This window comes from Pseudactinotalea sp. Z1748 (genome assembly GCF_049725185.1).
Classification (GTDB): Bacteria; Actinomycetota; Actinomycetes; order Actinomycetales; family Beutenbergiaceae; genus CALKWS01.
This window is the reverse complement of the sequence record NZ_JBMPQB010000002.1, coordinates 346,282-362,874: the sequence shown is the minus strand read 5'-3', so window position 1 is coordinate 362,874 and position 16,593 is coordinate 346,282. Positions and strand designations below refer to the sequence as shown.

The following is a 16,593-nucleotide window of genomic DNA, read 5'->3' as shown; positions in this document are numbered from 1 at the left end:
CGAGTTCGCTGCGCCGGCGTTCCCGCCGAACTACCATGGGGGTGATTCCAGGGAGGTGGCCAGGTGACCGAGGACAGGGCAGACGTGGTGCTTCGTGAGGTGACCGACTCGGATCTTCCGGTGTTCTTCGGGCATCTGCGCGATCCGCAGGCCGCCGCGATGGCCGCGATCGCCGATGATCACCCCAACGATCAGCACGCCTTCGAGACCAGATGGGCAAAGTTGCTCCGCGATCCCGAGGTGCATGCGCGCACCATCACCTACGCCGAGGGTGACGAGGTACTCGGCCACATCGTGGGCCTGCCTGTGGACGGGGAGTTCCGGGTCTCCTACTGGGTGGACCGGGCCCACTGGGGGCAGGGGGTGGCCACCGCAGCGCTGCGCGCGTTCCTGGACGAAGTGCCGATCCGGCCGATGGTGGCCCGCGCCCCGCGGCACAATGACGCCGCCGTGGTGGTCCTCAAGCGTAACGGCTTCCAGATGGTGGGCGAGGAGTCCGGGTACGTGCTCGAACGCGGCACCGTGATTGATGAACTGATTCTGCGCCACGCCTGAGACGAGCCCGGTGGCGCGACGCGTCCGGCCATTTTGATGCACCAGCCCCAGAAGCGAGAGGAAAATGATGCCCACGATCGGTGTGCAGGCCATGATGCTGCGCGACCACGCCAAGGAGCACGGCGTAGGTGAGTCCCTGCGCCGGGTGGCCGAACTCGGTTACCGCGCGGTGGAGATGTCCCAGATCCCGATGACGCCGACGAACGTGGAGGCGATGGAGCGAGCCCAGCAGGACCTGGGTATCGACATCGCCTCGCTGTCCGCCTCCTACCTGCCCCAGCGTGGTTCGGACAGTCTCAGCGAGGATCTGGACAAGATCAGCACCGACTGCGAGCGCCTGGGCGTGCGGTACCTCCGCATCGGGATGGCACCGCTGCAGTACCTGACCAGCATCAGCGATGTGGCCGACTTCTGCGCCGGTGTGGACAAGGTCGCGGTGGAACTGGCCCAACGGGGGGTGCGATTGTACTACCACAACCACCACGTGGAGTACGGACGCCTGGAGGGGCGCACGCTGCTGGACATCATCTACGATTCCGCGCCGAACCTGGGCCTGGAAGTGGACGTGCACTGGGTGCAACGCGGCGGGGACGACCCGGTGCGGGCGCTGCGCCGTTACGGTGAGCGCACCGAGTTGGTGCACCTGAAGGACTACCGGATCGCGATCATGCCGCCCGAGGCGATCGAGGCCCGCGCGGCCGGGGACTTCGCCGCCTTCGGTGAGGCCTGGCGGGACCTGGTTCAGTTCGCCGAGGTGGGGGAGGGCACCCTGGACTTCCCCTCGATCATCACCACCTCGGCCGAGATCGGCGCGGAGTACCTGTTCGTGGAGCAGGACCAGTTCTACGGCCGGGACGTGTTCGAGTGCCTGCGTATCTCCCGCGACAACCTCATCGCCATGGGCTTCGGGGAGATGTTCTGAAACTGGAGTGATGGACCGGTCCGGTGACTTCGACGCCGCCACGGTCTACCTGAACACTGCCTCGATGGGGCTGCCTCCGCGCACCACCCGGGACGCGTTGGCCCGCACGCTGCGGCAGTGGGCCGAGGGCAGGGCGGCTCGGCGACGTCTCGGTGCGCGCCGATGAGTCGGTGGCGCCCCTGGTGGCACCGCTGACGTCGGGCGGCCCGCCCGGGTGGGGCCGGCGCCGTCAGTGGTGCGTGATGGCGGTCAGGGGTGGGTCATCGTGGTGACGTCCAGGGCGGCGTCGAGTTGGTCCGGTGTCACCTCGCCGCGCTCGACGTAACCCAGGTCCTCCACGGCCTGCCGCACGGTGATCCCCGCGGTCACCGAGTGCTTGGCGATCCTGGCCGCCGCCTCGTACCCGATCAGCCGGTTCAGCGGGGTCACGATCGAGGGTGAGGACTCGGCCAGTTCCCGTGCCCGCTCGACGTTCGCGGTGATGCCGTCGACGCACTTGTGCGCCAGGTGCTCACTGGCCCGGGCCAGGATCGTGGTGGACTCCAGGATGTTGCGGGCCAACACCGGCAGCATCACGTTGAGCTCGAAGGACCCGGTGGTTCCACCGAAGGCGATCGCCGCGTCGTTCCCGATCACCTGGGCGCACACCATCAGCACCGCCTCGGGGATCACCGGGTTCACCTTGCCCGGCATGATCGAGGAACCCGGCTGCAGATCCGGGATGGCGATCTCGGCGAGCCCGGTGTTGGGTCCGGAGCCCATCCAGCGCAGGTCGTTGCAGATCTTCACCAGCGACACCGCCACGGTGCGCAGGTGCCCGGAGGCCTCCACCAGGGAGTCCTGGGCGCTCTGGGCCTCGAAGTGGTTGGGCGCCTCGGTGAGCGGCAGTCCGGTGTGCTCGGCGATCAACTCGGTGACCCGGGCGCCGAACCCCACCGGAGTGTTGATCCCGGTGCCGACCGCGGTGCCCCCCAGGGGCAGTTCGGCCAATCGGGGAAGGGCCGAGCGCACTCGCTCGATCCCGTTGCGGATCTGCTGGGCGTAGCCGCCGAACTCCTGCCCGAGGGTGACCGGGGTCGCGTCCATCAGGTGGGTGCGGCCGGCCTTGACCACCTCGGCATACTCGGTCGCCTTGGCCTCCAGGGAGGCGGCCAGGGTCTCCAGCGCGGGCAGTAACTCGGTGGTGACCGCCTGGGTGGCGGCGATGTGGATCGAGGCGGGGAAGACGTCGTTGGAGGACTGCGAGGCGTTCACGTGGTCATTCGGGTGCACCTCCACCCCGGAGCGACTCGCCAGCGTCGCGATCACCTCGTTGGTGTTCATGTTGGAGGAGGTGCCCGAGCCGGTCTGGAACACGTCGATGGGGAAGTCGTGGTCGAGGTCACCGGCGATCACTCGGTCAGCGGCCGTCACGATCGCCTCGGCCCGGTCCTGGTCCAGCACGCCCAGTTCGGCGTTGGCCAGCGCAGCGGCACGCTTGACCTGAGCCAGTGCAGCGATGTGGTGCCGGGAGATGGGGATCCCCGAGATCGCGAAGTTCTCCACCGCCCGCTGGGTCTGAGCGCGGTAGGTGGCGTTCTTGGGCACCCGGACCTCGCCCATGGTGTCGTGCTCGATCCGGTACTCGGTTTCCTTGCTCACAACTGTCGCCTTCACACTCGGGGAACGTCGCCGCCAGCCTATCTCGCAGGGCCCTGCGGCGGCGCCTCAGCGGTACCGGGTCGAGGCCTGGGCGGGGCGTACGCGACTACCGGTCGGAGCCTGCCTGATAGCGGCCCCGTTCACCGCTCGCGCCGGCCGGTCCCGTCGGCCTCGGTCAGCGGCCACAGCAACCGCAGTTCCAGAGCCGGGGCCCGAGAGGCACCCACATGCCAGGGCCGTGGCGATGCATCAGGCGGGTACCACCGGGCCCGGGAGCCGTCGCTGTCGATGACCACTCCGGGAGCGGTGCGGTAGTCCATGGTGCGGGTGAAGGCTCGCGGTGCCCAGGGACGGTAGGCCTGCGGCGGGTAGGTGCGGTGCGTGCGCAGGTGCACACGACGGGCGGTGGAGACCACCACCGAGTCCTCCTCGGACCACCACGCTCCGGCGTGTTCGACGGTGAGCACGTCCTGCCCCTCGTCAAGACTCACCTGCAGTGAACCGGCGCAGCCGCTGACTGAATCTGCGGTGAACCACTCATCGAGTGGCTTGCCGCCGGGCCAGTGCCCGAACATGACCGGGACACACGACGCCGGGCCCTCCGGGGGGAGTAGCAGGGCCTCGATCGCGGCGGCCAGCTCGCCGAGGTTGCCGGTCGTCATGGCGTACGCGTTCCGCGCTCGGAGGCACGCGGAGCGAGTGGATCCATCGAATCCCCGGTGAGCCACCGGCCCAGCGCCGTCACCGATTGGTCGGTGTAACCGTCTACGCCCACCATGGCGGTCGTCACGATGTCTCCGTGCTGGGGCGAGGCCTCCGGAGTCCCGGCCACCCGGTGCTGCTCGATCACCGCCGGCCCCGGTAGGCGGGCGACCAGCACGGCGGAGACCGGGCTGGTGCGGGCCTGGTCGAAATCGGAACGGGGATAATTCCATGGCCGGGTCCGGCCCGCGCGGTGCCACAGTGCGATGACCTCGGTAGCATCCAGTCGGTCCGCCTCGGTGATGCGCACCTGCGGGAGGTGTACGCCGCTGCTCCCGGCGTCGCCGTCGGCCATCACATCGGACCCGCGAGCCGCGCCGGCAGACCCCCCGGACGTCACACCCGGCGAACCCGGACCCGCAGCGGAGGAACCTCCACCGGCCGGACCCAGGCCGGCCGCATCCCCGCCGGGGGCGGACATCACCGCGGGTGGTAGGGCGAGACGACAACCTCCACGCGCTGGAACTCCTTGACGTCGGAGTACCCGGTGGTGGCCATTGCCCGGCGCAGCGCGCCGAACATGTTCACGGTGCCGTCGGCCTTGGTGCCCGGGCCGAGCAGGACCTCCGCCATGCTGCCCACCGAGCCCACCTGCACCCGCTCCCCACGGGGGAGCTGAGGGTGGTGCGCCTCCGGGCCCCAGTGCCACCCTCGGCCCGGCGCCTCATCTGCCCGGGCCAGTGCCGCACCGAGCATGACCGCATCGGCCCCGCAGGCGATCGCCTTGACCAGGTCGCCGCTGCGGCCCACACCACCGTCGGCGATCACGTGCACGTACCGGCCGCCGGACTCATCGAGGTAGTCACGCCGGGCTGCGGCCACATCTGCCACAGCCGAGGCCATCGGGGCGTGGATGCCCAGGGTGGTGCGGGTGGTGTGCGCCGCTCCCCCGCCGAAACCGACCAGCACCCCGGCGGCGCCGGTGCGCATCAGGTGCAACGCGGCAGTGTAGGTGGAGGCCCCGCCCACGATCACCGGCACGTCGAGTTCATAGATGAAGCGTTTGAGGTTCAGCGGCTCGGCCTGGCCCGAGACGTGCTCGGCGCTGACCGTGGTGCCGCGGATGACGAAGAGGTCCACGCCGGCCTCGATCACGGTGCGCCAGTGCTCCTGGGTGCGCTGGGGCGACAGCGACCCGGACACGGTCACCCCGGCGTCACGGATCTCCTGCAGCCGCTGGGTGATCAGTTCAGGAATGATCGGGGCCGAGTAGATCTCCTGCATCCGCTCCGTTGCGCCGGCGGCCGGCAACTCGGCGATCTCCTGCAGCAGTGGTTCGGGGTTCTCGTACCGGGTCCACAACCCCTCCAGATCCAGCACACCGATGCCACCGAGTGTGCCGAGTTGGATCGCGGTGGTCGGGCTCATCACCGAGTCCATCGGGGCGGCCAGCACCGGGAGGTCCACGTAGTAGGCGTCGATCTGCCAGCCCACCGACACCTCCTCGGGGTCCCGGGTACGCCGGGAGGGCACCACGGCCACGTCGTCGAAGGAATAGGCCCGCCGGCCCCGCTTTCCGCGTCCGATCTCGATCTCGATACTCACGGGTCAAAGGCTACTCGGTCCCGGTGCGGACGGGTGGGAGTGCACAGGGGCGTCGGCGATCCCGGTCCCCGCCGGGCGCGGCTCAGTGGCGATGTCGGTGCCCTGTGCCATGGTCGGGACATACCGATCCACCGGCACCAGCGAGGTTGACATGACCGCCCTCACCCAAGGCCCCCTCCTCGGGTTCGACACCGAGACCACCGGCGTGAACCCGTTCCGGGACCGAATCGTCACCGCCGCGCTGGTGGGACGGGGTCCGCACGGCACCGAGCAGCGCACCTGGCTGATCAACCCCGGGGTGGAGATCCCCGAGCAGGCGGCCGCGATCCACGGGATCAGCACCGCACACGCACGCGCCAACGGGATGGACCCGAAGCAGGCCCTGGCCGAGATCTCCGCCGAACTGACCGCCGCCTTCTCCCGGGACGTGCCGGTGGTGGCCTTCAACGCCACCTTCGACCTGACCATCATCGAGGCCGAACTGGAACGCCACCGGCTGCCCACGATCGGTGAACGGCTGGGCCGCCCGCTGTCGCCGGTGATCGATCCGCTGGTGCTGGACCGGGCACTGGACCGCTACCGCCGGGGCAAGCGCAAGCTGGTGGACCTGTGCCAGGTGTACGGGGTGGAGGACGCCGGCAACCTGCACACCGCCGACGTCGACGTCGCCGCGACCCTGGATGTCCTGGCCGCGCAGGCCCACCGCCACCCCGAACTACTCACCCAGGACCTGGACCAGCTCCACCAGTGGCAGGCCGGGCAGCACCGGGCCTGGGCGCAGAACTTCAACTCCTGGCGCGCCTCCACCGGGTTCGAGGGTCCCGGCGCCAGCCTGCACTGGCCCCTGGGCAGGGAGGACGACGACGCGCCGGCCGTGCCCATGGCCTCCCACGACCGTTCGGTCGCCTGAGCAAGTCCGACGGGGCCGGCGCCGGGAGTACCGCTCGAGCAGCCTGCGTCAGCGACGCCCGCCGTAGTTGGGTGCCTCGGCGATCATCTGCACGTCGTGCGGGTGGGATTCCTTCAAGCCCGCCGGCGTGATCCGCACGAACGATCCGCGCTCCTTCAACTCCGGAACCGTACGGGCACCGACGTAGAACATCGACTGGCGCAACCCGCCGATCAACTGGTGCACCACCTGGCTCAGCGGTCCCCGGTAGGGCACCTGGCCCTCGATCCCCTCGGTGATGATGTCGTCATCGGAGACATCGCCCTGGAAGTAGCGGTCCTTGGAGTAGGAGCGGCGCTCCCCCCGGGTCTGCATCGCCCCCAGGGAGGCCATGCCCCGGTAGCGCTTGTACTGCTTGCCGTTGACCAGCACCAGGTCACCGGGGGATTCGTCGGACCCGGCGAACAGACCACCGAGCATCACCGAGTCCGCGCCCGCCACCAGTGCCTTGGCAATATCGCCGGAATACTGCAGTCCGCCGTCAGCGATCACCGGCACCCCGGCCGGGCGGGCAGCCAGCGCCGCTTGGTGGATAGCGGAGATCTGCGGCACCCCCACCCCGGCCACCACCCGGGTGGTGCAGATCGATCCGGGGCCCACCCCCACCTTGACCGCGTCGACGCCGGCGTCCACCAGCGCCTGGGCTCCCTCACGGGTGGCGATGTTGCCGCCGACCACCTGCACGTCCTTGGTGGCCGGATCCGACTTCAGCCTGCGCACCATGTCCAGCATCAACCGGGCGTGGCCGTTGGCGGTGTCGACCACCAGCACGTCCACACCGGCTTCGGCCAGCGCGGTGGCCCGCTCCCAGGCGTCACCGTAGAAGCCCACCGCCGCTCCCACGCGCAGACGGCCCTCCTCGTCCTTGGTGGACAACGGGTACTGCTGGGACTTCACGAAGTCCTTGACGGTGATCAGACCGCGAAGCACGTTGCGGGCATCGACCAGCGGCAGTTTCTCGACCTTGTGCTTGCCCAGCAGCGCCGCGGCCTCGGCCCGGGTGATGCCCACTCCCCCGGTGACCAGCGGCATCGGCGTCATCGCCTCATGGACCTTGGTGGTCTCGAAACTCTCCCCGGGCACGAACCGTAGATCGCGGTTGGTGATGATGCCCAGCAGCACGCCCTCGGGATCGACCACCGGCAGACCCGAGATCCGGAATTGCGCGCATAGCGCGTCCATCTCCGCCAGGGTGGCGTCGGGGCCGATCGTGAGCGGGTTGGTGACCATCCCGGATTCGGACCGCTTCACCAGGTCGACCTGGGCGGCCTGGTCCTCGATGGCCAGATTGCGGTGCAGCACACCCAGCCCACCCTGCCGGGCCACCGCGATGGCCATCCGCGCCTCGGTGACGGTATCCATCGCTGCCGAGATCAATGGCATCGACAGCGGGATCCGACGCGTCAGGATGGTGGAGGTATCGGCCTCACTCGGGATGACGTCGGTCTCCCCGGGAAGCAGCAGCACATCGTCGTAGGTCAGTCCGACGAACGCGAAGGGATCAGGGGCGGTGGCGGCGGGCTGAGGTTCGGTCACACCCCAAGTCTACGTGGCCGTCGCGGTCTAGGGTCGGGCGGTCTGGGTGAGCAGGCTCATGATCTCATGTAGCGCCCCACTGAGGGTGCGGGCGCGGTGCAGGCCGTCCCGAGGGGCGATGGTGTCGGTGAGGGCGATCAGGAAGACCTCATCGCCCCGCTCGCACAGGACCCGCACCAGGTTCTCTGCGATCTCGGACTCCCCCAGGATCACTGTCAACATTCCCTGCTGGCGGGCTACCAGGTCCAGCAGCGCCTGGCCGCCATCAGCCTCCAGGCGTTGATGCGCCACCCGAACGTGCGCTCCACGCAGCGTCATCTCGGTGGCGAGCACGTGGGCGTCGGTACTCATCGACGGTACACACTGCACCAACGCCTGGATCCGATCCGGCTCCGGCTCGGAGGTGGCCTCGGCGAGCACGGTCAGCATCTGGGCACGCAACAGCCGTTCCGGGTCGCGCCCCGGGCGATCCGGCTGCGGGCGCTGGGCGACCATCTCGATCGCGGGGCGCACCGCCATCAGCCAGCCGTCCAGCAGACCGTGCTCACGTCCGGCTCGCCTGATCAGGCGCGCCAGCCGCCGATGATCCCCGTCGATCGCGGCCGCGGCCACGGTGAGCGGGTCGGCCACCATGGGCTCCTCGTCCTCCGGACCGGCTCCGGCCGGCGCATGACCCTTCCGGCCGTTCTGCGCAGGCGGACCAGCAGCGGGCGTGGTGTCTTCGGCCGAGCCAGGACGGCCGGCTGGTGCGGCACCGTTCCTCGCGTCCGGTCCCCCGGCTGGTGCGGCACCGTTCCCGGCGTCCGGTCCCCCGGCTGGTGCGGCACCGTTCCTCGCGTCCGGTTCCCCGGCTGGTGCGGCACCGTTCCCGGCGTCCGGTTCCTCGGCCTGCGCCTCACCGTCGGGCACATCGGTACCCCGCAGCGCAATCTCGGCGGCATCTGCCGGTGCCACACCCTCCAAGGTGAGGCGGCGCATCGTCTCCAGCCTGGCCAGGTCCGATGCCTCGTACCGGCGGTGACTGCCGGCCACGTGACCGGATGGCCCCAGTCCGTACCGCCGGGCCCAGGTACGCAGTGTGGGAGCGGCCACTCCCAGGCGGGCCGCGACCCCGGCAACCGTCAACCGGATGCCGTCGCCAAGATCCTCCGGGGGCCCCGGCGACGTTGATGACACCGACCCACCTCCCCTTCCTGTCCGGGCCCCCCACGGGCGACTTGTCCGGGCCCACCCCACACGGGCGTCCTGTCCGAGCCCACACGGGCGACCTCTTCGAGCCCGAGCACGGGCCATTCCTGCCCTAGAGACTAGGCGGCGGATCAGCTTTGAACAAGTTGGCTCGCACGCATGAACAAGCACCGGGTGCGACTGAACAATCTACGAGAAGGTTCGAATAGTTTGCGCATCACCCTTGAATAACTTCTGGAGCGGTTGTAGCGTGTGTCCCGTTGAACTCATCCACCACCGATGGAAGGACTGAGATGGCCGAACTATCCAGACTCCCCGGACCCGTCATGGAACGTTGGGAATGGCAGTACGAAGGCGCGTGCCGGGCAACCGGCTCCGAGCAGTTCTTCCACCCCGAAGGCGAGCGCGGCGCATCGAGGCGTCGCCGCGACGCCAACGCCAAGGCGATCTGCGCCGAGTGCCCGGTGATCCAGCAGTGCCGTGAGCACGCCCTGAAGGTGCGTGAACCCTACGGCGTCTGGGGCGGACTCACCGAGGACGAGCGCACCGACATCCTGGCCGCCCGGATGCCCGCCGCCAGCTGAGTACCTCCCGGACCCCGAACGCAACCGAGCCCCGGTTCCCACCGAAGGGAACCGGGGCTCGGTATTTTGCTCAGCAGCCGTAGCCGCTAGCGGCGGGTCACTTCTCGACAATCGCCAGAACGTCGCGCGCCGAGAGGATCAGCAGATCCTCACCGCCGTACTTGACCTCGGTGCCGCCGTACTTGCTGTAGACGACCTTGTCGCCAACCGTGACGTCCAACGGGACGCGGTTGCCGTTGTCATCGATCCGGCCCGGGCCCACCGCCAGGACTTCGCCCTCCTGGGGCTTCTCCTTGGCGGTGTCCGGGATAACCAGACCGGACGCGGTGGTCTGCTCGGCCTCGAGCGTCTTGACGACGATCCGATCCTCGAGCGGCTTGATGGAGACCGACACTACGGACCTCCCCTTCGCATGTGATGGGAACCAGGACAATGGACCGCTACCAACCACGCACCTCCGCCGTCGCGGGGGTCGGACATGCACCGCTGGTGAACGGTCGGGACCCCGGGTGGGGCCCCTCGGGGTCCAATCTAGATTGCCGTTAGCACTCGGTCAAGGTGAGTGCTAATCATGTGGTCCACGTCGCTCCACCGAACCGCTGCACCGGTGCGCCCTGGCAGAATCGTGAGTATGGATCCTGCCGCGCTCGCGCGCCTGCTCACCCCGGAAGGTTGGGCGCTGCTCGGCCAACTCCCCCCGTACTCCGAGGACGCAGCCCTGCGCATCTCCGAGGGCTTGCGCGCCCGGGGCCTGGACCCGGATCTGGTGGCGGCCGCCCTGACCCAGTCCAGGCTACGCGCCAAGGCGGTCGAGAAGTTCGGCGAGTTCGCCTCCGGCATGCTGCTCACAGCCGAAGGGCTGGAGCAGGCCACCCGGTTGGAGGTGGCGGCGCTGCATGCGCGCCGTTACGCCGAGGCCGGGGCCGGCCTCGTGGCCGATCTGGGCTGCGGTCTGGGCGCGGACTCCCTGGCGATGGCGGGCCTGGGCCTGCGGGTGCTGGCGATCGAGAAGGATGAGGCCACCGCCGCCTGCGCCCAGATGAATCTGCGCGCATTCCCCGAAGCACAGGTGCGCCACGCCGATGGCCTCGAACTGGACCTGCTGGCCGAAGGCGTCGACGCGATCTTCACCGACCCTGCCCGGCGCACCCGGCGCGGCAACCGCGTCTTCGATCCCAAGGCCTACTCCCCCGACCTGGACACGGTGCTCGCCCTGGCCGACACGATTCCCGACCTGGGCATCAAGGTCGCGCCGGGGATTCCCTACACCGCGCTACCCAGCCACACCCACGCCCAATGGGTCTCGGTGAACGGAGCGGTGGTGGAGGCCGGCCTGTGGTTCGGTCGGCTCGCCACCGAGGGCGCCGGCCGCAGCGCGATCCTGCTCACCGACGCCGGTACGCACCACCTCGGGTGGTCCGGAGATGCCGATGCCCGCGCGACCCAGGCGCCCGACGGCCTGCTCGCCGCCTATCTGCACGAACCCGACGGGGCGATCATCCGCGCCGGACTGGTCGCCGACGTCGCCGACCAGCTGGGCGGCCACCTGGTGGATCCCTCGATCGCTTACATCACGACCGCCCAGCCGGTAACGACTCCCTTCGCCCGCAGTTACCGCGTGCTGGACCATTTCGGTTTCGGCTTGAAGCGCCTCCGGGCCTACCTGCGCAACCGGAACGTGGGGCGGGTGACCATCAAGAAACGCGGTACCGCCGTCGTCCCCGAGCAGTTGCGTCAGCAACTGCAACTCTCCGGCGACGCCTCCGCCACGATCGTGCTCACCCGTCTACAGGGTGAGCAATCGGTGCTCGTGGTGGACCCGCTCGAGACCGCGGGACGAGAATGAGGGCGTGAGACTTGAGTTCGCCCCCTCGTCCCGGTCCAGCCTGGGGGTTGAGTGGGAACTGGCGATGGTCGACGCCGACTCCGGAGACCTGCGCCAAGTAGCCCAGACGGTGCTCGACGCGGTGGCCCCGGACGACGGCTCCCAGCACCCGACCATCCGTCAGGAACTACTCCTGAACACGGTCGAGGTGGTCACCGGGGTGTGCCGGACCACCCCGGAGGCGATGACCGACCTGGCCGGCTCGGTGGACCTGGTGCGTTCGATCACCGATCCGCTGCGGGTGGACCTGATGTGCGCGGGCACCCATCCGTTCGCCGACTGGGGCGGCCAGAAGGTCACCGACAAGGAGCGCTACGCCACCCTGATCGATCGCACCCAGTGGTGGGGCCGCCAGATGCTCATCTACGGGGTGCACGTGCACGTCGGCATCGAGGACCGGGACAAGGTGCTGCCGATCCTGGGGGCACTGCTCACCTTCTACCCGCATCTCCTGGCGCTGTCGGCCTCCTCGCCGTACTGGTCCGGCCGCGATACCGGATACGCCTCGAACCGGTCACTACTGTTCCAACAGTTACCGACGGCGGGGCTGCCGTTCACCGAGATCCGCACGTGGTCGCAATTGGAGCGGTACGTGGCCGACATGCTGCACACCGGCGTGATCGAGGACTTCACCGAAGTGCGCTGGGACCTGCGGCCGGCCCCGCAGTTCGGCACCATCGAGATGCGCATCTGCGACGGGCTGTCCAACGCCACCGAACTGGCCGCGATCACAGCGCTGACGCACTGCCTGGTGGAGTACTTCTCCCGGATGATCGATGCCGGTGAGGCACTGCCGGCGATCACCCCATGGTTCCTGGCCGAGAACAAGTGGCGTGCGGCTCGCTACGGCCTGGAGGCGATCATCATCCTGGACGCCGACGGCCGCGAGGAACTGGTGACCGAGCACCTGCAGCACGTGCTGGAGGTGCTGGCTCCGATCGCGGCGGACCTGGGTTGCGCGAGCGAACTGGCCGGAGTGCGCCGGATCATCGATACAGGTGGCGGCGCGGCCCGCCAGCGCCGGGTAGCTCGGCGCAATGACGGACGACTCGACGCGGTTGTGGCCCACCTGGTCGCGGAGTTCAAGGCTGGCCACCCGATCGACTGAGGCACCTCGGGCCGCAGGCGGGCCAACCGGAACTCTCAGTAGTTGACATTACCTACTAGCCGTCTTAGCCTCCTAGCCATGCAGGAGGACGTCACCCGGGACCCGCAGTTACTCAAAGGGGTGCTGCCGATGTTGGTGCTGGCCCTGTTGCACCGGCAGGAGTCCTACGGCTACGAACTGGTGACCCGGCTGCGCGCGGCCGGTCTGGAATCCATCGCCCCCGGCACGGTCTATCCGGTGCTCACCCGGTTGGAACGCGAGGGCAGGTTGGCCTCCCGACTGGAGGCCTCCAACTCGGGGCCCGCGAGGAAGTACTACCTGCCCACCGACGCCGGCAGCCAGGCATTGACTGCCGGCCGGGCATCGTGGGGCCATCTCTGCGACGTGGTGACGAAGATCCTGTCCGAGACCCCTTCGCCAGGTCGGACCGACCGCCCAACCACAACCATCCCATCTGGAGCGTGAGGTATGAACACCGAACCAGACGACCCAGCGGAACTGTCCCTGACCGACCGTTGGCAACGCTTCTGGTACCTGCAGACCGTGGGGCTGTGGCTGGACCCGATACCCCGTAGGCGGCGCAAGGGCGTGCTGCGCGAACTCAAGGCCAACCTGGGGGTGGCTGCTGGTCGCGACGGGATGTCCGCGGCGATCAGCGACCACGGCAGACCCCGTGCGCTTGCTCGCCAGTACCTGGACGCCGAGCCTCACGGCCGGCCCACCTGGCACCACGGGGCCGCGGCCGTATCCGTGGCCCTGGTGGCGTGGTTCTTCGCCTGCGCGACCTACGTGTTCGGGAGCCTGAACACCCTGCTCGGTGCCGGTCTGGCCGAGCCGGTCCGGATCTCCTTCCTCGGCGTCCAGATCACCACCGAGGCCCACGACGCCTACCTCGGGGCTACCTTCACCGGTGTCTCCTGGGGGAGCCTGATCGCGTTCGCACTCATCTTCGTCCTCGCTGCCCGCCTCTGGCGCCTCCTCCCCCGCCACCAGCACCGCCGCACCACCGCACCAGTCGCCCGCTGAGACCGGCCAACTGCGGTGAGACCGGCCTCGCACGCCCAACTCACGCACAGGCACTGGCGGGCAGGCCCTCGACGGCGAACGCGAGCCGTCCCGGGGCATCGACCGCACCGGTGAGCACGTCCACCAGCGCCTCCAGGCTTCCGGCGGTGCGCCCGTGGGTCGCGATCAAGGTAGGGGCGTCGGCGCCGGCCAGTTGCCAGGGGCCGTCGAGGGCGATCGCCACGTCACCACCGGCCGCCGACGTACCAGCGCTGATCAACCTGATCGAGGTGTCCGCGGGCTCCTCCAGGGGCACCACGTCCAGGCCGGCCCGCTCGGCGGCTTCGGCGAACGCGGTCCAGTCCGCACTCGTGCCGCCGCGCAAATGCAACCGTGGGCCCACCAGTTCCCCCGAGCACTCCCCCGCCGCCACGGTGATCGCCGCGGCGCTCAGATCCCGTGCTGCCTGCGCGGCCGAGCCCACGTCGCCGCCGTCGACCTCCCCGGCCTCCTCGGCCAGCCCGGCCTGCCAACGTTGCAGCGCGATCACCCGCCCTGCGGCCTCCTGCACCCGATCGCGGTCCAGCGAGCCGTCCTCGAGCGCGGCCATGATCGCCGCGTGTGCACCGGCGGTGTCGGCCGGGGTCAACAGCAGGTCCGCACCCGCGTCCAGTGCTTCCACCGCGATCTGCCCGGAGGTACGAGTAGCGGTGAGGGCTCCCATATCCAGCCCGTCGGTGATCGCCACACCGGTGAAGCCCAGGTCCTCCCGCAGCACTTCATAGGCGCGCGGCGACAACGTAGCCGGCACCCCCTCGTCCCAGGCCTGTGCCGCGATGTGACCGAGCATCACCATCGGTGCCCCCGCCTCGATCGCATCGGCGAACGGGACCAGGTCACGCTCGGCCAGGTGTTGCTCGCCCGCATCCAGTACCGGTAGGTCGTCGTGGGAGTCCACGGTCAGGGCCCCATGGCCGGGAAAGTGCTTCACCGAGGTGAGCACGCCGCCGGCGGCGAACCCGGTCAGCGCCGCTCGCACCGTCTCGGAGACCCGCTGCGGGTCATCACCGGCGGCACGCATGTTGATCGTCGGGTCCGCAGCACCGATCGAGACGTCAGCGACCGGGGCGAAGTTCATCGTCACCCCACTGGCACGCAGTTCGGTGGCCATCGCCGCCATCGCCGTGGAGACCGCCTCGGGATCGGCGGCCCCGGCGGCGGCGAACGGCGGGAACGTCGTCCAGTCCCCGCTCTCAGCCGACATCCGCTGAACCTGCCCACCCTCGTTGTCCACCGAGATCACCGCCGGCCAGTCCCGGCCCATCTCGGCCTGCCGCTCCTGGACGGCAGCGGCGGTGTCCCGGACCTGGTCGGTGGAGGTGATGTTCTCGGCGAACAGGATCACCCCGGCCAGGTGATAGGCCTGCACCAGCGCGGCGGCCTCGCCCGGGTGCGTCCCGGAGTACCGGGCGATGATCACCTGACCGGCCAGTTCGTCATCGTCCATCTGCTCGGCCACCTCGGTGGCCGCCGCCAGGTCGGACTCCGCGGGACCCCAGGTCAGCGTCGGTTCCGGGTCCGGCTCGGGCGACGGCGTCGGGGTGGGTGTGGGCTGTGCGGTTTGCTCGGGCGCGGGGTCGGTCGCGCCGGTGTCGGGTTGGTCGCCGGGCGCGGCGCACCCGGCGACCAGGATGAGCGCGGCGAGGCCGAGGGCGGCCACTGGGCTGCGCCGTGAGCGGGATCGACCGTGGTGCATGCCCCTACTCTCGCACCTGGTGCGCAGACCCGGCTGGTGTGACGAACGACGTCGACGCGCCACTACCCACGGATCCGGCACCCACCGGCGGCGCTCAGGTGCTCGCAAGTACCTGCGTCAGTTCCATCGCCGAGTCGGTGGTGAAGTCCCATGGGGACGGCTCCAACCCCGAAGCCACCACCGCCGAGCCCAGGGCGGCGATCATGGCGCCGTTGTCGGTGCAATAGCGCACCGGCGGCAGGCGCAGAGTGATCCCGGCCTCGGCGAACCGCTCGGCCGCCAGGGCGCGCAACCGGGAGTTGGCCGAGAAGCCGCCCCCGATCACCACGGTGTCGACCTCGTGCTCGCGGCAGGCGGCCACCGTCTTGGCGATGAGCACATCGGCGACAGCCTCGGAGAAGGAGGCGGCGATGTCGGCGGCCGGGACCTGCGTGGCGGCATCCTCGAAGGATTCCACCACCCGTGCTACCGCCGTCTTCAGTCCGGAGAAGGAGAAATTGTAGGCGTGCACGGCCTGGTCCTTGGGCCGGCTCAGCCCGCGGGGGAAGGCGAACGAGGTGCGGTCACCGTCCTGAGCGAGCCGGTCCACGTGTGGTCCCCCCGGGTAGGGCAGCCCGAGCAGCCGGCCGACCTTGTCGAAGGCCTCCCCGGCGGCGTCGTCCAGGGTCTGGCCCAGTTCCACCACATCGGTGGCGATGTCACGTACCAACAGCAGGCTGGTGTGACCACCGGAGACCACCAGGCCGATGAAGACCGGCGGGAACGGGCCGTGCACCAATGCGTCCACTGCGACGTGGCCGAGCACATGGTTCACCCCGTACAACGGCACCCCCAGGCCGAAGGCCAATGACTTGGCCGCGGCCACTCCCACCGTCAAGGACCCCACCAGCCCGGGCCCGGAGGTCACGGCGATCGCGTCGACCTCGCTCAGCGCCACCCCGGCCTGCTCGAGCGCGTGGTTCAGCGTCGGTTCGAATGCCTCCAGATGAGCCCGGGAGGCCACCTCCGGGACGATCCCGCCGAACCGCGCGTGATCATCCATCGAAGAGGCGGTGACGTCGACAAGCAGATCGAGCCCTCGCACCAGGGCGAGGCCGGTCTCATCGCAGGAGGTCTCGATGCCCAGAACCAGGGGAGTGTGCACCTGCCCAGGGTAC

General features: G+C 69.5%; 18 protein-coding genes. 9 read left to right on the top strand and 9 right to left on the bottom strand.

Annotation, left to right across the window (positions count from 1 at the left end):
* Positions 1-63: 63 nt before the first annotated feature.
* The 3 genes from ACO0LU_RS05970 (at position 64) to ACO0LU_RS05960 (ending at position 1,643) form a co-directional block, all read left to right on the top strand.
* Positions 64-555 carry a GNAT family N-acetyltransferase gene (locus tag ACO0LU_RS05970; protein WP_424790487.1) on the top strand — a complete coding sequence of 164 codons (492 nt, stop codon included), beginning with the start codon at positions 64-66 and terminating at the stop codon, positions 553-555.
* Positions 556-622: 67 nt separating this feature from the next.
* Entirely contained in the window at positions 623-1,477 is an 855-nt protein-coding gene (locus tag ACO0LU_RS05965; RefSeq protein WP_424790486.1) for a sugar phosphate isomerase/epimerase family protein, read from the top strand.
* Positions 1,478-1,487: 10 nt separating this feature from the next.
* Positions 1,488-1,643: a hypothetical protein gene (locus ACO0LU_RS05960; RefSeq protein WP_424790485.1), complete on the top strand. Its 156-nt coding sequence runs from the start codon at positions 1,488-1,490 to the stop codon at positions 1,641-1,643.
* A gap of 83 nt (positions 1,644-1,726) precedes the next feature.
* On the opposite strand, the gene ACO0LU_RS05955 is transcribed toward ACO0LU_RS05960, so the two are convergent.
* The 4 genes from ACO0LU_RS05955 to ACO0LU_RS05940 form a co-directional block, all read right to left on the bottom strand.
* The gene (locus tag ACO0LU_RS05955) at positions 1,727-3,118 is read right to left on the bottom strand and encodes a class II fumarate hydratase (RefSeq protein ID WP_424790484.1); all 1,392 of its coding nucleotides are present in this window, start codon (positions 3,116-3,118) and stop codon (positions 1,727-1,729) included.
* Positions 3,119-3,258: 140 nt separating this feature from the next.
* Positions 3,259-3,780 (bottom strand): hypothetical protein, encoded by a 522-nt coding sequence (locus ACO0LU_RS05950; RefSeq protein WP_424790483.1) that lies wholly within the window; start codon positions 3,778-3,780, stop codon positions 3,259-3,261.
* The gene (locus tag ACO0LU_RS05945) at positions 3,777-4,301 is read right to left on the bottom strand and encodes a hypothetical protein (protein ID WP_424790482.1); all 525 of its coding nucleotides are present in this window, start codon (positions 4,299-4,301) and stop codon (positions 3,777-3,779) included. Before ACO0LU_RS05945 ends, ACO0LU_RS05950 begins: the two co-directional genes overlap by 4 nt.
* The gene (locus ACO0LU_RS05940) at positions 4,301-5,425 is read right to left on the bottom strand and encodes a GuaB3 family IMP dehydrogenase-related protein (RefSeq protein ID WP_424790481.1); all 1,125 of its coding nucleotides are present in this window, start codon (positions 5,423-5,425) and stop codon (positions 4,301-4,303) included. The genes ACO0LU_RS05945 and ACO0LU_RS05940 overlap by 1 nt, the downstream gene beginning before the upstream one ends.
* 151 nt (positions 5,426-5,576) lie before the next feature.
* Here ACO0LU_RS05940 and ACO0LU_RS05935 point away from each other — a divergent pair, with 151 nt between their 5' ends.
* Positions 5,577-6,335: an exonuclease domain-containing protein gene (locus ACO0LU_RS05935; RefSeq protein WP_424790480.1), complete on the top strand. Its 759-nt coding sequence runs from the start codon at positions 5,577-5,579 to the stop codon at positions 6,333-6,335.
* A gap of 48 nt (positions 6,336-6,383) precedes the next feature.
* Here ACO0LU_RS05935 and guaB read toward each other — a convergent pair whose 3' ends face one another.
* Together guaB and ACO0LU_RS05925 are read right to left on the bottom strand one after the other, a co-directional pair.
* Positions 6,384-7,910: an IMP dehydrogenase gene (guaB, locus tag ACO0LU_RS05930; protein ID WP_424788968.1), complete on the bottom strand. Its 1,527-nt coding sequence runs from the start codon at positions 7,908-7,910 to the stop codon at positions 6,384-6,386.
* Positions 7,911-7,937: 27 nt separating this feature from the next.
* The gene (locus ACO0LU_RS05925) at positions 7,938-9,086 is read right to left on the bottom strand and encodes a MerR family transcriptional regulator (protein WP_424790479.1); all 1,149 of its coding nucleotides are present in this window, start codon (positions 9,084-9,086) and stop codon (positions 7,938-7,940) included.
* A gap of 305 nt (positions 9,087-9,391) precedes the next feature.
* On the opposite strand from ACO0LU_RS05925, the gene ACO0LU_RS05920 reads away from it, so the two are divergent.
* Positions 9,392-9,682: a WhiB family transcriptional regulator gene (locus ACO0LU_RS05920; RefSeq protein WP_424789016.1), complete on the top strand. Its 291-nt coding sequence runs from the start codon at positions 9,392-9,394 to the stop codon at positions 9,680-9,682.
* A 97-nt stretch (positions 9,683-9,779) separates the two neighbouring features.
* On the opposite strand, the gene groES is transcribed toward ACO0LU_RS05920, so the two are convergent.
* Positions 9,780-10,076: a co-chaperone GroES gene (groES, locus tag ACO0LU_RS05915; RefSeq protein ID WP_424788970.1), complete on the bottom strand. Its 297-nt coding sequence runs from the start codon at positions 10,074-10,076 to the stop codon at positions 9,780-9,782.
* A 237-nt stretch (positions 10,077-10,313) separates the two neighbouring features.
* Here groES and ACO0LU_RS05910 point away from each other — a divergent pair, with 237 nt between their 5' ends.
* The 4 genes from ACO0LU_RS05910 (at position 10,314) to ACO0LU_RS05895 (ending at position 13,701) form a co-directional block, all read left to right on the top strand.
* Entirely contained in the window at positions 10,314-11,528 is a 1,215-nt protein-coding gene (locus ACO0LU_RS05910; RefSeq protein ID WP_424790478.1) for a class I SAM-dependent methyltransferase, read from the top strand.
* 4 nt (positions 11,529-11,532) lie between these two features.
* Positions 11,533-12,675 carry a glutamate--cysteine ligase gene (locus ACO0LU_RS05905; RefSeq protein ID WP_424790477.1) on the top strand — a complete coding sequence of 381 codons (1,143 nt, stop codon included), beginning with the start codon at positions 11,533-11,535 and terminating at the stop codon, positions 12,673-12,675.
* Positions 12,676-12,753: 78 nt separating this feature from the next.
* Entirely contained in the window at positions 12,754-13,140 is a 387-nt protein-coding gene (locus tag ACO0LU_RS05900; protein WP_424790476.1) for a PadR family transcriptional regulator, read from the top strand.
* A 3-nt stretch (positions 13,141-13,143) separates the two neighbouring features.
* A complete protein-coding gene (locus ACO0LU_RS05895) occupies positions 13,144-13,701 on the top strand; it encodes a hypothetical protein (RefSeq protein ID WP_424790475.1) in 558 nt (185 codons plus the stop codon).
* Positions 13,702-13,741: 40 nt separating this feature from the next.
* Here ACO0LU_RS05895 and ACO0LU_RS05890 read toward each other — a convergent pair whose 3' ends face one another.
* Complete coding sequence (locus ACO0LU_RS05890; RefSeq protein ID WP_424790474.1) at positions 13,742-15,436, bottom strand: glycoside hydrolase family 3 protein; 1,695 nt, start codon at positions 15,434-15,436, stop codon at positions 13,742-13,744.
* Positions 15,437-15,530: 94 nt separating this feature from the next.
* Positions 15,531-16,580 (bottom strand): tRNA (adenosine(37)-N6)-threonylcarbamoyltransferase complex transferase subunit TsaD, encoded by a 1,050-nt coding sequence (gene tsaD, locus ACO0LU_RS05885; protein WP_424790473.1) that lies wholly within the window; start codon positions 16,578-16,580, stop codon positions 15,531-15,533.
* Between the last annotated feature and the right edge of the window lie 13 nt (positions 16,581-16,593).

Bases quoted from the DNA above. Each gene is read 5' to 3' on its own strand.
- ACO0LU_RS05965 (WP_424790486.1), top strand. From the start codon at position 623: ATGCCCACGATCGGTGTGCAGGCCATGATGCTGCGCGACCACGCCAAG.
- ACO0LU_RS05960 (WP_424790485.1), top strand. From the start codon at position 1,488: ATGGACCGGTCCGGTGACTTCGACGCCGCCACGGTCTACCTGAACACT.
- ACO0LU_RS05950 (WP_424790483.1), bottom strand. From the start codon at position 3,780: ATGACGACCGGCAACCTCGGCGAGCTGGCCGCCGCGATCGAGGCCCTG.
- ACO0LU_RS05945 (WP_424790482.1), bottom strand. From the start codon at position 4,301: ATGTCCGCCCCCGGCGGGGATGCGGCCGGCCTGGGTCCGGCCGGTGGA.
- ACO0LU_RS05935 (WP_424790480.1), top strand. From the start codon at position 5,577: ATGACCGCCCTCACCCAAGGCCCCCTCCTCGGGTTCGACACCGAGACC.
- ACO0LU_RS05920 (WP_424789016.1), top strand. From the start codon at position 9,392: ATGGCCGAACTATCCAGACTCCCCGGACCCGTCATGGAACGTTGGGAA.
- ACO0LU_RS05910 (WP_424790478.1), top strand. From the start codon at position 10,314: ATGGATCCTGCCGCGCTCGCGCGCCTGCTCACCCCGGAAGGTTGGGCG.
- ACO0LU_RS05900 (WP_424790476.1), top strand. From the start codon at position 12,754: ATGCAGGAGGACGTCACCCGGGACCCGCAGTTACTCAAAGGGGTGCTG.
- ACO0LU_RS05895 (WP_424790475.1), top strand. From the start codon at position 13,144: ATGAACACCGAACCAGACGACCCAGCGGAACTGTCCCTGACCGACCGT.
- ACO0LU_RS05890 (WP_424790474.1), bottom strand. From the start codon at position 15,436: ATGCACCACGGTCGATCCCGCTCACGGCGCAGCCCAGTGGCCGCCCTC.